This is a genomic window from Streptomyces sp. NPDC025793 (assembly GCF_055558375.1).
Map to the genome: position 1 here is coordinate 1 of NZ_JBVHMR010000048.1, position 13,957 is coordinate 13,957.

Consider the following 13,957-nt stretch of genomic DNA (forward strand, 5'->3'; position numbering starts at 1 on the left):
CTTCCGGCGGCCGTCCAGCATCAGACCCCGCAGATAACACTCGCCCCACCGCCGCTGATCCCGCCGCGGCACCGACCCGAAAACATCAGCTACGAACTCCGCCAACTCACCCCGGAGCCGTTCCACTTCCCCCAGCCTCACACCACAAAGATGCCCGCCACCAGGTGAGATCACTCGACGTAATGAAGCAATACTTGGAGCTGTCCGGGCGATCACGCTGGAACTCGCATGACTGCGGACGCAACGGCAGCCGTGACCATGGTGGGTTGGCGGACCGAGGGCTCTCCTCCGCGGCTGCTGGACGAATGGTGCGGGGGCAGGAGTGGCCGAGGGCGTCATCAGGTGAATTCCTTTCGCTGAACGATCGGATACCGGCTTATTCCAATTCGGAAACGACTGCTGCTCGGGCACGCGTACCGGTTACAGCTCACCCCGGTGCTGTGAGGGCCGTTCCCGACCCCCGTCGGTCGGCCCCCGTGTGTCCGGCAGGTGGGCGGTGATTGACCGCGGCGCGGGTGACTGCTGCAATGACGGCATGTTCTCCGCGACGTTCCTGGTGATCAGGGCGCACATCGATTTCGGTCGCGTGTGGTCCGCCGCGTGTCGCTGACCGCGCGCCCCACCTACCAGAATCCGTCCCTACCGTCCCGGAGTTCTTCATGCCCGACCGCACCCCCGGTGTGCCTGTCCGCGTCGACCCGCGTGCGCCGCGCTTCGCCGCCGCTCTCACGACCCTCGTTCTGCTTCTGGTCCTGGTCACCGGCAGCGGTGTGCTGCTCGCCGCGCAGGCTGTCGTCTTCGCCGTCGGCGCGGCTCTGGGCTTGCGCTGGTCCCCGTACGGCTGGCTCTACCGTCGGTTGGTGCGCCCCCGACTCGGGCCGCCGCAGGAGCTTGAGGACGAGCGGCCGCCGCGGTTCGCGCAGGCCGTCGGCCTGGGCTTCGCGGTGGTCGGGGCGGCGGGTTACCTGTCCGGTGCCGCCTGGCTCGGCATCGCCGCGAGTGCGGCGGCACTCGCGGCGGCCTTCCTGAACGCCGCCTTCGGCTACTGCCTGGGCTGCGAGCTCTACCTGCTCGCGGTCCGCAGCCGGGCCCGGCTGAGCCAGGGGTGAGGCGGCCGTGAGCGATCCGACCGGGCTGATCGTGGCCGCCGTCGTGCTGGTGGCCGCGACCGTCTTCGGGCTGGTCCGCGTCCGTCGCGACGGCAGGCTGCGCGACGGTGGCCGGGGCGACGCGCTGCGTTTGTCCGCCGGTGAGCTGGGAGCGGCGCTCGGCGAGAGGGCGACGCTGGTGCAGTTCTCGACAGCCCTTTGCGCCACCTGCCCCGGCACCCGGCGACTGCTGGCCGGCGTGGCCGCCGAGACGCCCGGCGTGCGCCTGGTGGAGATCGACGCCGAGGCACGGCTCGACCTGGTCCGTCGCGTCGAGGTGATGCGCACGCCGACGGTGCTCGTCCTCGACCGCGCCGGTCGGGTCGTGCGCCGCGCCTCCGGTGCGCCGACCCGGGCCGATGTGGTGTCGGCGGTGGAGCTGGCCACGGCGAACTGATCACCGTGTCCGGCGGGTCCGGGCTGTGATGAGAGCTTGAGTGGCCGGCTCGGGTCCGGGGCCGAGGTCGCTGAGGTGTCGTGCCAGGCGGGTGCGGGTGTGCCGGGCCGCGTCGTCGCGCCCGCAGGAGACCTGGTAGAGGCGGATGGCACGCTGGGCCGGGCGTTCGTGGCCGGGTGGATGGTGCCCAGGTTTCCAGCAGTGCCAGGACCGCGTCCCGCTCTCGTGGTGTGGCCTCGGCGCACTCGGCCGTGCGGGGCAGGCGGAGGGCGTGGTCGGTGGCCCTCATGGTGAGGTGTTGGCGGACCGTGTCGGCCCAGAGGTAGTCGCCGCTCTGGGCGAAAGGGCCGCGGGAATGGCCCAGGGCGGCACGTGTACGGCGTCCAGGGCATCGCTCAGGCTCTGCTCGCCGCCGGAGGCGAGGAATGCTTCTCTCAGGTAGCGGCTGAGATCCGCGAGGTCGGTGTCCACGAGTTCCGGGTGAAGTTTGTGGACTTCTCCTCGGAGATGGTCAAGCGGGAGATTTTCGGCCGCGCCGGCTCCGGTCTCCTGCGCAAGCGGGTCCTGCTCTGCTCCTGAGGGCTTCCGTCAGAGCCGACAAGGCGCTGGTCGCAGACCCCGGGCGGGCGGGTCACTCGCCGCGGGAAGGACGCGGATGCTCCATGCGGGAGAGCCAGTTCGTGAGCAGCCCTTCGAGTGCCTCGGTCTCGGCGGGTGTCAGTAGATCCAGCAGACGGCGTTCGTTGCGCATGTGGTCGGTGAACGCTCGGTCGATCAGTTCACGTCCGGGTTTGGTGAGGGCGACGATCCGGCCGCGCTGGTCGTCGTCGGAACGGCGGCGGGTGACGAGTCCGGCTCGCTCCAGGCGGTCGATCCGTTTCGTCATCGCGCCGGTGGTGACCATGGTGTGCGCGGCGAGCTCACCGGGCGCCCGCTCGTAGGGATCCCCGGCGCGGCGCAGTGCGCACAGGACGTCGAACTCTCCCTCGCTGAGGCCGTAGCGGCCGTAGACGAGGCAGAGTTCCTCGGTGAGTCGGTCGGCCAGGCGGTGCAGCCGTCCGATCACTCCCTGTGGGGTGATGTCGACGTCGGGGCGCTCGCGGCGCCAGTCCGCCTGGATGCGGGCCACGCGGTCCATCGGTTCGCCGTGCTCCATGCACCCCATGATAACTTCCCAGGAAGTTATATTAACTTCCATGGAAGCTAATATGCGCTGGGTGGCACTGACCGCAGTCGCACCGGTGGCCTGGGGAACCAACTACTTCGTCACGCACGAGTTCCTCCCGGCCGACCGCCCGCTCTACGGGGCTGCCCTGCGGGCGCTGCCCGCCGGCCTGGTACTGCTCGCCCTGCGCAGACAGCGGCCGCGCGGCGCGTGGTGGTGGCGGTCGGCGGTGCTCGGGCTGCTCAACATGAGCGTGTTCTTCGTCCTCGTCTACGCAGCCTCCCAGCTGCTCCCGACAAGCGTCGCCTCGACCGTCATGGCGGTGTCCCCGCTGACGATGATGCTCATGGCCTGGCCCCTGGTGTCCGAACGGCCCCGGACCGCCCACCTGGCCTGCGCCGCGATCGGACTCGCCGGGGTCTGCCTCATGCTGCTCACCGGGACGCAGGGGGTGAGCGTGCCGGGAGTCCTCGCCTCGACCGCCGCCATGCTGGTGTCGTCCTTCGGGCACATCCTGGCCAAACGGTGGAGTGCCGGTGTCGATGTGCTCGCCTCGACCGCCTGGCAGCTGACCGCCGGTGGTCTGTTCCTGCTCCCGGTCGCCGCCGCGGTGGAAGGCCCTCCGCCCGCGCTCTCGACGCCGACGCTCCTCGCGTTCGGCTACGTCGCCCTGGTCGCCACCGCGCTGGCCTTCACCGCCTGGTTCACCGGACTGCGGCACCTGCCGGCGGGCACCGTCGGGCTGATCGGACTGCTCAACCCCGTCACGGGCGTCCTGCTCGGCACAGCTGTCGCCGGAGAGTCGCTGACTGTTCAGCAACTGTGCGGACTGGTCCTGGTCCTGGCCGGAGTTGTCCTCGGTCAACCCAAGCGCGCGGGCCGACGAGACAGCGGCCAGGTGCCTCCGCATCCGGTAGCCGACGAAGGTCCCGCGCAAGCACCCTCTACGCGCAATGTCCCGTGACGATCAGGGACGCGGGTAGAGGCGCGGGCGGAGCCCGGGCATGGACACGTGCGAGGACGAGTGAAGTAACGCCGTCTCACCACACATCGCCGATATCACGGGCAGTGATCGACTGATCGCCTCACGGCACTCGTGCGGCCGGCCGGGGGCTTGCCCGCGGGAAACACGGCCCGCCTGCGGTGAGTGGGGAGGTCAGCGGCATCTCCTCGGCCGGCAGAGCCCCGACGACTTCGGCCGGGTCCCGCCTGCGGGCCTTGGCGGTGGGGACCGGGTCGGTCAATGCCTGCCGGATGTGGCGGAAGCCGTGTTCGGCACCGTGGGCCTGTTGAACTGCGATCCTGCCGAAGCCCAGCGAGGCATTCTTCAGCGTTCCGTGCCGTGACGCCGAAATCCGGTTCCACAAGGACGACTTGGGCCTGCTCGCCAAGAACGCAGCCGACGACGCCTGGGAGCAGGCGGAGCCTTGACCAAGCCATGGAGACTCCGCCGCCACTTCGGTCACGTGACGCTGCGCTCGACCGGTGTGCCCGCCGTGGACAGCGTGCAGTTGACGGATGGCCGGGTCGGGGTGAGGCCGCGGCCCTGCGGACCTCTGAAGGGTGTCGTCACCCAAGGACAGGCGCCCATGGAGGCGAGGTCGGCGAAGGCCGGGAGGCTTCGGCGTTCGTAGATCCGGATGACGGGGTTATTGACCTGTCGCCGCTGAACCCTGAACACCGTCGTCGGCCCGTGGGCACGGTCAGGACAGCTGCCAGGGGTGGAGCTTGTCCGGGTTGCGTACTGCCCAGATGCGAGTGATCCGGTCGTCGTCGGAGACCTCGAACGCGAACACCGTCTCGATCCGGCCCTCGGACTCGACCACTAGGCCCGGCAGCCCGTTGACCGTGCGCTCCAGGACCGTGCGGGGCGGCGCGTACCGGGCGATCGTGCGGTAGAGGTGGGCGATCTGTTCCGCGCCCTCGATCGGCAGCAGGTGGGCGATGGCGCGGCCACCGCCGTCGGAGATCGCGGTGGCGCCCGGGTCGAGCAGGTTGAGCAGGGCCTCGATGTCCTGTGCCTCCCAGGCCGCCCTGAACCGCCGGACGACGCTCGCCTGCCGGGCCGCGTTCGGGCTCGCCCCGGCCCGCGCGGCGGCGATGCGACGGCGGGCCGAGGACGCCAGCTGACGGCACGCCGCCGGGCTGCGGCCGACGATCCCGGCCACCTCGGCGAACGGGTAGCGGAAGACGTCGTGCAGCACGAACGCGACGCGCTCGGCCGGGGTCATCGACTCGAACACGACCAGGAAGGCCATGGTCACCGACTCGTCGAGGGTGATCCGGTCGGCCGGGTCCACGCCGGCGGCGCCCGCCGCCCCGGCGATCCACTCGGCCGGGTCGGGCAGCGGCTCCGGGATCCATTCTCCGACGTAGGTCTCCCGCCGGGCGCGCGCAGAGCCGAGCAGGGTCAGGCAGATGCGGCCGGCCACCTTCGTCAGCCAGGCACCCGGCGACTCGATGGCCTCCTGCTGCGCCCGGGACATCGCGTACCAGCGGGTGTAGGTCTCCTGGACGACGTCCTCCGCGTCGGCCAGGGAACCGAGCAGCCGGTAGGCGAGATTGAGCAGCTGTCGCCGCTCGCTCATGATCGTGCTCGACCCCGGGTCCTGTTGCTCGTCCGTCTGCCGCTGTGTCTGTTCCGACGGGGTGGTCATACGCTCTCCGGCTCCCTCGTTCACGGTCCCTCTCCCTTACGACGAATCAGAGCGGCGGAATGTGAGGTCGGCGGTGCGCCTCACATTCGGCGGGGCTGCGTCGTCGGACTGGTCAAGAGGAGCGCACCAGCCACAGGACAGGACGCTGAGTATGAACGACTTCCAGGAGATCGCCGACCGCGTCGAGATCGAGGCGCTGCGCGGGGAGTTCACCGACGCGGCGATGATGCGCGACCGTGCCCGCCTCGCCGCGCTGTTCACCCCCGACGGCGTTCTGCGCATGCCCAACGTCCCGGTCGAGCTCATCGGCCGGGAGGAGATCCGGACGGGAGGCGAACGCCTGCAGAGCCAGTGGGACTTCTTCGTGCAGAACAGCCACCCGGGCACGATCCGCATCGACGGCGACACCGCCACCGGGCGCACCTACATGCAGGAGATCGCGCGGGTGCTCGACGGCCGCTCGGGCCTGAACTTCGCCGTCTACCACGACACCTACCGGCGTACACCGGAGGGATGGAAGTTCACCGAGCGGGTCTACGAGGTCAGGTACGTCGACACCACCCCGCTCCGGGGTTCGGCGCCCGGCCCCGACGCTCAGGGGCATGGCTCCGGTGAGCCCGAGGATGCAGGCCGGGCGCCGGGCGCTGGTGAGGCGGACGCGTCGGCCACGGGTGCGGCCGACGACTTCGACGCACCGGCGTCCGCCGAGCGGCTGGACCGGGCGGTCGCGGCGCTGCGGGCGAACGGCTTCACCACCGAACTGCTCGACGACGCCGCGGCGGCCCGCGCCCGCGTCAAGGATCTGATACCGGAGGGCGCGGGCGTGTTCACCGGGGCCAGCGAGACGCTTCGGCTCTCCGGTATCGCGCAGGACATCGAGACGGGCGACCGTTACCAGGCCATCCGGCCGCGCGTGCTGACGATGGACCGCGCCACCGAGTTCGACCAGATCCGCAGGCTGGTGGCCACCCCCGACGTCTTCGTCGCCAGCGTCGCGGCCGTCACTGAGACCGGCTCGCTCGTCATCGCCTCGGGCAGCGGCAGCCAGCTGCCCGCCTCCGCCGGCGGCGCCGCAAGGGCGATCTGGGTCGTCGGGGCGCAGAAGGTGGTGCCCGACCTGAGCAGCGCTCTGCGCCGGGTCGAGGAGCACGCCCTTCCGCTGGAGACCGCGCGCGCCCAGGCGGTCTACGGCCAGCCGAGCGCGGTCAACCGTCTGCTCGTCCTCAACACGGAGCCGCAGCCCGGGCGTGGCACCGTCCTGCTGCTGCGCGAAGCCATCGGATTCTGAACCACCAGGAGTCGTCTGAGGGCTGGTCCCCGTATGGCGTACTTCCAGTGCGGTGCCGTGCCGACGACGAATCGATGCCCGGCCGGGCCCGGCCACGCCGGGGCGGAGAGGACCCGCGTGTCACTCGCTCTTGAAGATCGCAGCCTCGATCGGTGGAAGGTGTTGTTCACCTCCGACGTTGTCCACGATCCGTTCCGGCAAGGCCATGGGCCTGGCAGGTCTGCCGCTCACAGCGGTGGCAGATCAACACGGGCTGGATGCTCGCCGCGAACCTCGCCGCCGATGGACACCTGGCTGCGGCTGCTCACCCTGCATGACCAGGACGGCCCCGAAGACGCCGGGCCGGACACGATCGCCTGTGCCTCTGTCACCTTCCGGCCCGCCTCGCAGCCCACGCACGCCGCCTCCGACTCGCCGTCTCCCCCTGCTCCACCACGTGTTTGTGGAAGGCATACCCGTCGGCGCCCGCGAGTTCCTCGGCGGCCGCCGTACTGCCACCGTCGGCAAGCGGCGCCGGAGTGCTCACCGGTGCCTTCCGTGAGGAGTGCCAGGCGGTGCTGAGACTCCGCCGTGTCGATCTCCCTTCAGCCGTGCCAGGGAGCGGTGAAGGAGGACTCCCAAGGTGATGAGCAGAGCCAACAAGACGATCACGCCGATGGACGTACCGAGCCATCCCCACCAGCCGGGATCGTGGTCGTACCAGAACATCACGACCGTTCACTTCCTCGACGCGCCAGAGGCGGGACCATCGGGCGCACTCGGGCTTTCCTGACCGTCTCCGACTGTCCCCCCGCTCCGTGGAGCCCGTCTTGAGCCGACAGGGCCAAGGAGCAGGTCCATTGGGACCATCAAGGGCGGACGGGAGCTCGTCGTCGTGTCAGGTCTCCGGTAGGACGAGCGTGCACGTCTCTCCTGGGGCGATGGTCACCGCGCGGTCGGCCAGCACGACGCGGATCGGTGACTCCTCCGAGTCGGGTACGGCGATTTCCAGATGCCCGCTCCGGCGTCGTACGCCGACGCCCCAGTGACCGCGATAGTGCAGGGTGAAGCCGTACTCGGAGAGCGCCGGAAGAGGGACCGGGTCCAGCCACAGGGCGTCCTCGCGGGTCTCCAGGCCCGTCAGCCCGCGCTGGACGAGGCCGAGGGTTCCGGCCATGGCTCCCAGGTGGATGCCCTCGCCGGTGGTGCCGCCCTGGATGTCGGCGATGTCGGCCTCCAGGGCCTCATGAACGTACTGCCATGCGTCCGCCCGTCTGGCTCTGGCGAGGACGAGGCCGTGCACAAGCTCGCTGAGGGTGGAGCCGTGGCTGGTACGCCGCAGGTAGTAGTCCACGGTCCTGCGCCACACGTCGTCGTCCAGGCCGTACCCGAGACGCCGGAACAGAGCCCGCAGCTCGGCGGGGGAGAACAGGTAGCCGAGCATCAGGACATCGGCCTGCTTGGACGCCTTGTAGCGGTTGACCGTGTCGCCCTCGGCCTCAAGGATCCGGTCCAGGCGGCGGATGGTGCCGTAGTGCCTTCGGTAGCCGTCCCAGTCGAGTTCGGCCAGGTCGTCGTAGCCTGCGAACTGGCTGATGACGCCCTGGTGGAAGGGGATCCGCAAGCGGCGGGAGACCTCCTCCCACTCGGGCAGTTCGCCGGCGTCCAGGCCGGTTCGCCGGAGCAGTTCTTCGCGGCGCCAGGCAGGAAGGCGCCGCAGGAGTTCCAGGGTGCGGGCAAGGACCCAGGCGGCGGTGACGTTCGTGTACGCGTTGTCGTCCAGCCCGGGCCGATCGCCGCCGGGGTACCTGTCGTGGTACTCGTCGGGACCCACGACACCGCGGATCCGGTAGCGGCCCAGGCCGGGGTCGAAGTCGGCGCGGTCCGCCCAGAAGCGGGAGATCTGGAGCAGCATCTCCGCGCCCCTGGTGTGCAGGTACTCCGTGTCGCCGGTGGCTTCGCAGTACTGCCACACGTTGTAGGCGATCGCCGAGCCCACGTGGTGCTGGAGGCGGGAGTGATCCGGCAGCCAGCGGCCCGAGGCGGGGTTGAGATGCCACTCCTGGGACTCCTCGCGGCCGTCGCTGCCGCTCTGCCACGGATACATCGCCCCGTTCCGGCCGTCTGCTCTCGCCGCTCTGCGAGCACGTGGGAGGCGCCGGTAGCGGTAGTTGAGCAGCGCCCGGGAGACGTCCGGGAAGTGCAGATTGAGATACGGCAGGACGAAGAGCTCGTCCCAGAAGACGTGACCTCGGTACGCCTCGCCGTGCAGCCCCCGTGCGGGCACGCCCACGTCCAGGTCCGCGGTGTGCGGTGACAGTGTCTGCAGGACGTGGAAGAGGTGGAAGCGCAGGATGCGGCCGGCCTCGCCGGGCACCTGTATGTCCGTGCGCCGCCACAGACGTTCCCACGCGGCGGCGTGGGACTCCAGAAGGGCCGGGAAGTCCCCTGCCGTGCTCACTCGGTCGATCGCTGCGCCGAGTGGGTCACTGATTGCCGTGTCGCGCGAGGTGTGCAGTGCCACGATCTTCTCCACGGCGACGGGGTGGTCCGGCGAGATCGGGACGACCACGCGGTGGACGGCACGGTGACGAGCCGGACGCAGCTCCGAGGAGGTCGGAACCCGTGCGGTGACCACCTTCGTCCGCGCGGCCAGGGCGACGGCGATGTCGGATGTGCTGGTGCGGCAGCTGAGCCAGACCGTCCGGGGCTCGTGTGTCCCGGTCCGGACGTGGGTCACATGGCGGCGGTTGAGGGTGCGGTAACGGTGCACGTTGCCGTTGATCACCTCCCCGTCGAGGCAGCTCTCGATCTCGATCTCTCCTGACCAGTTCTCAGCGGTGAAGCGCGTCCGCAGCGCGGCCAGGTGGGCATCCTCCATGTGCACCAGGCGGGTCTGCTCGACGCCGAGCACGCCCGTCTCGTCGGTGCGGTGACGGGAGGCGCGGGTGAGCGTGGCGTGGCGCAGATCCAGGGTGTGGCGGTGGTCGAGGAGGGCGTGCGTTTGGGGGGAGAGCCATGGACCCCAGTCCCCCTCGGCACGGCGCGGCCGGAATCGGAGGAGCAGCCAGTTGGGGAGGTTGACCAGGTCCTCGTTCACCACGTGCCGTCCCGCGACGGTCGACTCCAGGCGGTTGTAGCACCCGGCCGCGTAGGTTCCCGGGTAGTGCACCAGGCCGGCCCGGCACTCGGGCAACGCTCCTCGTGTGGCGAAGTAGCCGTTGCCGAGCGTACAGAGCGATTCACGCAGTCGTTCGCCGGCGGGGTCGTAACCCGTCCACTCCCACGTCCACTCCGACTCTGACATCCGCCACCCTTCCCTCTCCTCCGGAGAGGACGTGGAGGTTCAGCCCCGCTCGGTCGGCCTCAGACCGGCTGGGGCACGATGGCGACCGGGCACTGCGAGTGATGAAGCAGAGTGTGGGCGACTCTGCCGAGCTGCAGACCGAAGCGGCCGTGTCGGCGAACCGCGCCGACGACGATGAGGTCGGCCTCTGCCGTCGCGTCCAGCAGGACGCGGTGGGCTGGGCCCTCGACCGTCTGGCGACGGATGACGACCTGAGAGTCTGCCCGTACGGCCGCGCGCAGTGCCTCCTCAAGGCCGGCCGAGGCCCGCTCCTCGCGCAGCCGGGCGGCGTCGTCGGCGATCAGCATGTGGTCCACGGGCTCGGCGGCAGGGGTGCGCCAGGACCGTACGGCGGTCAGGCCGCAGCGGCGTGCCTCGGCCTCGCGGACGGCGAACCGCACGGCACCCGCGCTGCCTGTCGAATCCCCGACCCCCACCACGATCCGGCCGAGCATCCCCTCGCGGTTGCGCTCCGCGCCACGGACCACGACGACCGGGCACACGGCGCGGGCCGCGACAGCGAGGCTGACCGAACCCAGCAGCATTCCGGCGATCTGGCCACGCCCACGAACGCCGGTGACCACGGCGGACGCGTCGGCTCCCGCCCGCAGCAGCACCGGGACGGCGTCATCGGCCAGTACCTCGCCCGACACCTTGACCTCGGGGTTGCGAAGTCGGGCACGTTCCAGGCAGGAAGCGATGATGTGCTGCGCCATGACCTCCTCGGCGGGACGGCCGGTGCTGAAGGAGGGCCGGACGGCCTCGTAGCGCTCCCACAAGGAGGCGTGGACCAGACGCAGCGGCAGCCCATGGCGTGCCGCCTCGTCCACCGCCCAGTCGACGGCCAGCAGACTGGAGTCCGATCCGTCGACGCCCACGACCAGCGGGAGTTCCATCGCCGCCACCGCCTTCCCCGTCGGGCTGCAGAGAGACCACCTGTGAATACCGTCGCACGGTCCGCGCACCCCTGCGACACACCGACCGGCTGTCGGCGCGGGTGGCGTGGCCGGTGCCCCATGGCTGGGGGCGGGCTACTGATCGGCCGGTGTGATCCGACGGCCCGTGAGGGTCGCGGGGCGGATCGACACCCACATCTCGCGCTCGCCGCCCGCCCACGGCCTGGTGTGTGCATGGTGAGTGAGCCGGCGTACGGCCTCGGGTTCTGTCACGACGTTCGCGGGGCCGACGGCGAGTACGCTCCAGCCCTGGCTCATGTCCTCGTCCACATGGTCCACCTCGAAGGCCACCTCCCTGCCTGCGGCTGATGCGGCCACGGAGCCGGGCGCGGTCCGGAAGGCGATGGCGTCGTCGACGATCTCGTAGTTGACCGGGACGACGGCAGGGCGACCGCCGGATGCCGACACCGCGACGCGCCCCACGCCGTGCGTCGAGAGCAGGGTGCGGCATTCCTCCGGGCTGAGATCCCGCAGCCGAGGGTGCAAGAGCGCGTGTCCCTGGCCTGGCGGGAGATCCATGCCGCCGCCGCGCAGAGCGGCCACGGAGGTGCCCAGCGCGTCGGCCAGCCTGATGAGAGTCGCGAAGGTCGGATCTGCGGGACGTTCCTCAAGGTAGGCGAGGTAGTCGGGGGACATCCGGGCGCGGCCGGCCGTCTCCTCCCGGCTGAGCCCCTGCCTGCGGCGCTCGACGGCCACGCGCCGGCCGATGTCGCCGGGGCCCGCCGTCCCGGTCGGCGGGGCGACCGCGGACGCGATCTGCGCCTCACCCGCGTCCGGCGGTGACTCGCGCCTGGACCGGGGCTCGGCGGACTCAAGGTGGTGGATGTGTGCGTCGGGCCCGGGGAACACAAGGGTCACCTCGTCGGTGTCCGACCAGCGCACGTCGTAGGGCGGTGTTCCGTCCTCGTGGTGGAGGCCGACGATCTCGCCGTCGCGCCTGGCCGTGCCGGTCTTCGTACTGTCGATGACGAGTTGGTCGCCGAGGTGAGCTCGCATGATCGCCGCCCTCTGCTCAGAATGGTGCTGTATCCAACCTGCCACGCGGGACACACCGTCGCACGGGGGCCGCGAGCCCCGTGTCCGCGAGGCGGGCGGCCCGCATCCGGGAGGCACCATGCACCACCGAACGGTCGAGGAGCTCATGTCCCGGGACGTCGTCCGAGCCCGGCGCGACACGCCGTTCAAGGAACTCGTCAGACTCCTGGCGGACAACGACGTCACCGCCCTGCCCGTGGTGGACGACCTGGACCGCCCCGTGGGGGTGGTGTCCGAGGCCGACCTGTTGCGCAAGAGCGCCGATCAGACAGACCCGTCGGGCAGGACTCCCGTGCCGAATCTGGAGGCGTGGGAGCGGGCCAAGGCAGAGGGCTCCCGCGCCGAGGAGCTGATGTCGGCTCCCGCGGTGTGCGCGCGTCCGGAGTGGAGTGTGGTCGAGGCCGCGCGGCTCATGGAGACCCAGCACGTCAAACGGTTGCCCGTGGTCGACGAGGCGGACCGGCTCCTGGGCATCGTCAGCCGGGGTGATCTCCTGCGGGTCTTCCTGCGTCGTGATGATGCCATCCGTGAGGAGATCACCGGCGATCTCCTGCGCCGAACCATGGGACTCGATCCACGAGAGGTGTCGGTCGAGGTGCGTGACGGACGGGTCACCCTCGGCGGCACCGTGGAGTACAAGAGCCTGATTCCCGTCATCGAACAGCTGTGCCGTGGCGTCGACGGCGTTGTCTCGGTCGGCGGCCGCATCGCGTGTCGCACGGACGACGCGCGGAGTTCCGTCGATGACACCTGAGGTGTCGCGCGCGGTCGGTGGTGGGACCGGCGGACTTCGCGGACCCGGCCGACGGCCATGGGCGTCATCCCCTCGGGAGTGGGCGTGCCGACGCTAGAGCGCCAGGTGCCTCTTTCCCGTGGCCGTCACAGCTGGGGCACGACCACGACCGGACACGGCGCGTGATGGAGTACGGCGTGATTGATCAAGCCCAACTGCAGACCCGGATGCCCGAGCCGACGACGGCCGCCCACGATCAGGAGATCCGCCCCGGACGCGGCCTCCAGCAGCGCCTGGCGAGCCGGGCCCTCGATCACCTCCCTGCTCACCAGGGTGTCGGCGTACTGTCTGGCAGGGCCGCGCAGCGCGTCGTCGAGCACCTGTGCGGGCGGGCGCCGGTGGGCCTCCAGCGGCCACGACGGGGCCTGAGCCGTCGTACACGCCCCGGACGGTGCGCTCCAGGCGTGTACCGCCACGAGCCGGCACCGCCGAGCCCGGGCCTCGCGGAACGCGACGTGCACGGCAGTGCCGCTGGTCTTCTCATCCTTGACACCCACGACGATGCTCCCGAACCGGGCCTCGCGGTGCTCGGCCGCGCCGCGGATCACGAAGACCGGACAGTCGGCCCGTGCCGCGACCGCGAGACTCACCGAGCCGAGGAGCAGGCCGGTGAGGTCCCCGAGCCCGCGGGATCCCAACACCAGCGCGAAGGCGTTGCGCCCGACGCCGACCAGGGCCGTGGCCGCGTCCTCGTACGACACCTCGCTGGACAGCCGTACCGCGGGTGATCTCTGCTCGGCACGTGCGGTGGCGGCGCTGATCACCTGGGACGCGTCACGCTCCCCGCCCGCCGCGTGCAGGAGGTGGAGCGGCACGCCGTGCCGGACCGCCTCGTCAGCCGCCCAGCCGACCGCATCGAGACTCGCCTCGGATCCGTCGACGCCGACCACCAGGGGTATCGTCACCGCACCCCTCTCCTCTCGCCCGGGATACAGGCCTCCGGCTCCTCCGCCCCAGGACCTGTGCGCCGCGGCCGGGAGCAGGACCATCCCCGAGGCGGAGACCGCAACACGCCCGGGACGCGGGCGAGGCCCGGACCGGCGCTCGGTCCTGCGTGCTCCTCGGACCTGTGCGCGGTCGTCTCCAGCTTCGTACGGGACGGAGACCGCCGCCATGCAGCGAGTCCTCCCGCGCGCATCGGGGGCATGTCCGAAGGACCGGCCGACGCGGCCTGCCGGCTCGGGCTTGCCCGG

At 70.8% G+C, this 13,957-nt stretch carries 12 protein-coding genes and 1 pseudogene; 6 read left to right on the plus strand and 7 right to left on the minus strand.

The window, feature by feature from the left end:
- Positions 1-141, minus strand: a pseudogene (locus ACZ4MF_RS41985) (IS701 family transposase); the annotation flags it as partial.
- Positions 142-659: 518 nt separating this feature from the next.
- Here ACZ4MF_RS41985 and ACZ4MF_RS41990 point away from each other — a divergent pair.
- The 3 genes from ACZ4MF_RS41990 to ACZ4MF_RS42000 all read left to right on the plus strand — a co-directional run bounded on the left by ACZ4MF_RS41990 (position 660) and on the right by ACZ4MF_RS42000 (position 2,124).
- Positions 660-1,109: a DUF4395 domain-containing protein gene (locus ACZ4MF_RS41990; protein ID WP_467498717.1), complete on the plus strand. Its 450-nt coding sequence runs from the start codon at positions 660-662 to the stop codon at positions 1,107-1,109.
- A 7-nt stretch (positions 1,110-1,116) separates the two neighbouring features.
- Positions 1,117-1,545: a thioredoxin family protein gene (locus tag ACZ4MF_RS41995; RefSeq protein WP_467498719.1), complete on the plus strand. Its 429-nt coding sequence runs from the start codon at positions 1,117-1,119 to the stop codon at positions 1,543-1,545.
- Between the two features lie 372 nt (positions 1,546-1,917).
- Positions 1,918-2,124, plus strand: coding sequence for a hypothetical protein (locus tag ACZ4MF_RS42000; protein ID WP_467498721.1), 207 nt, complete (start codon positions 1,918-1,920; stop codon positions 2,122-2,124).
- A gap of 52 nt (positions 2,125-2,176) precedes the next feature.
- Here the strand turns inward: ACZ4MF_RS42000 and ACZ4MF_RS42005 are convergent, their stop codons facing one another.
- The gene (locus ACZ4MF_RS42005; RefSeq protein ID WP_467498723.1) at positions 2,177-2,701 is read right to left on the minus strand and encodes a MarR family winged helix-turn-helix transcriptional regulator; all 525 of its coding nucleotides are present in this window, start codon (positions 2,699-2,701) and stop codon (positions 2,177-2,179) included.
- A 52-nt stretch (positions 2,702-2,753) separates the two neighbouring features.
- Between ACZ4MF_RS42005 and ACZ4MF_RS42010 the strand changes: the two genes are divergently transcribed.
- Entirely contained in the window at positions 2,754-3,674 is a 921-nt protein-coding gene (locus ACZ4MF_RS42010; RefSeq protein ID WP_467498792.1) for an EamA family transporter, read from the plus strand.
- Between the two features lie 739 nt (positions 3,675-4,413).
- On the opposite strand, the gene sigJ is transcribed toward ACZ4MF_RS42010, so the two are convergent.
- Positions 4,414-5,367 carry an RNA polymerase sigma factor SigJ gene (sigJ, locus tag ACZ4MF_RS42015; RefSeq protein WP_467498724.1) on the minus strand — a complete coding sequence of 318 codons (954 nt, stop codon included), beginning with the start codon at positions 5,365-5,367 and terminating at the stop codon, positions 4,414-4,416.
- 151 nt (positions 5,368-5,518) lie between these two features.
- On the opposite strand from sigJ, the gene ACZ4MF_RS42020 reads away from it, so the two are divergent.
- Positions 5,519-6,655, plus strand: a complete 1,137-nt coding sequence (locus ACZ4MF_RS42020) for an LUD domain-containing protein (RefSeq protein ID WP_467498726.1) — start codon at positions 5,519-5,521, stop codon at positions 6,653-6,655.
- An 877-nt stretch (positions 6,656-7,532) separates the two neighbouring features.
- On the opposite strand, the gene ACZ4MF_RS42025 is transcribed toward ACZ4MF_RS42020, so the two are convergent.
- From ACZ4MF_RS42025 to ACZ4MF_RS42035, 3 genes are all read right to left on the minus strand, one after another.
- The gene (locus ACZ4MF_RS42025) at positions 7,533-9,941 is read right to left on the minus strand and encodes a glycoside hydrolase family 65 protein (RefSeq protein ID WP_467498728.1); all 2,409 of its coding nucleotides are present in this window, start codon (positions 9,939-9,941) and stop codon (positions 7,533-7,535) included.
- Positions 9,942-10,000: 59 nt separating this feature from the next.
- Positions 10,001-10,876: a universal stress protein gene (locus tag ACZ4MF_RS42030; protein WP_467498730.1), complete on the minus strand. Its 876-nt coding sequence runs from the start codon at positions 10,874-10,876 to the stop codon at positions 10,001-10,003.
- A gap of 135 nt (positions 10,877-11,011) precedes the next feature.
- The gene (locus tag ACZ4MF_RS42035) at positions 11,012-11,932 is read right to left on the minus strand and encodes a DUF1918 domain-containing protein (protein ID WP_467498732.1); all 921 of its coding nucleotides are present in this window, start codon (positions 11,930-11,932) and stop codon (positions 11,012-11,014) included.
- 118 nt (positions 11,933-12,050) lie between these two features.
- On the opposite strand from ACZ4MF_RS42035, the gene ACZ4MF_RS42040 reads away from it, so the two are divergent.
- Entirely contained in the window at positions 12,051-12,725 is a 675-nt protein-coding gene (locus ACZ4MF_RS42040) for a CBS domain-containing protein (RefSeq protein WP_467498734.1), read from the plus strand.
- Between the two features lie 125 nt (positions 12,726-12,850).
- On the opposite strand, the gene ACZ4MF_RS42045 is transcribed toward ACZ4MF_RS42040, so the two are convergent.
- The gene (locus tag ACZ4MF_RS42045) at positions 12,851-13,669 is read right to left on the minus strand and encodes a universal stress protein (RefSeq protein ID WP_467498736.1); all 819 of its coding nucleotides are present in this window, start codon (positions 13,667-13,669) and stop codon (positions 12,851-12,853) included.
- Positions 13,670-13,957: the final 288 nt, after the last annotated feature.

Excerpts from the sequence above, each read along its gene's own strand:
- ACZ4MF_RS41990 (WP_467498717.1), top strand. The coding sequence starts at position 660 with ATGCCCGACCGCACCCCCGGTGTGCCTGTCCGCGTCGACCCGCGTGCG.
- ACZ4MF_RS42005 (WP_467498723.1), bottom strand. The coding sequence starts at position 2,701 with ATGGAGCACGGCGAACCGATGGACCGCGTGGCCCGCATCCAGGCGGAC.
- ACZ4MF_RS42010 (WP_467498792.1), top strand. The coding sequence starts at position 2,754 with ATGCGCTGGGTGGCACTGACCGCAGTCGCACCGGTGGCCTGGGGAACC.
- sigJ (WP_467498724.1), bottom strand. The coding sequence starts at position 5,367 with ATGACCACCCCGTCGGAACAGACACAGCGGCAGACGGACGAGCAACAG.
- ACZ4MF_RS42020 (WP_467498726.1), top strand. The coding sequence starts at position 5,519 with ATGAACGACTTCCAGGAGATCGCCGACCGCGTCGAGATCGAGGCGCTG.
- ACZ4MF_RS42025 (WP_467498728.1), bottom strand. The coding sequence starts at position 9,941 with ATGTCAGAGTCGGAGTGGACGTGGGAGTGGACGGGTTACGACCCCGCC.
- ACZ4MF_RS42030 (WP_467498730.1), bottom strand. The coding sequence starts at position 10,876 with ATGGAACTCCCGCTGGTCGTGGGCGTCGACGGATCGGACTCCAGTCTG.
- ACZ4MF_RS42035 (WP_467498732.1), bottom strand. The coding sequence starts at position 11,932 with ATGCGAGCTCACCTCGGCGACCAACTCGTCATCGACAGTACGAAGACC.
- ACZ4MF_RS42040 (WP_467498734.1), top strand. The coding sequence starts at position 12,051 with ATGCACCACCGAACGGTCGAGGAGCTCATGTCCCGGGACGTCGTCCGA.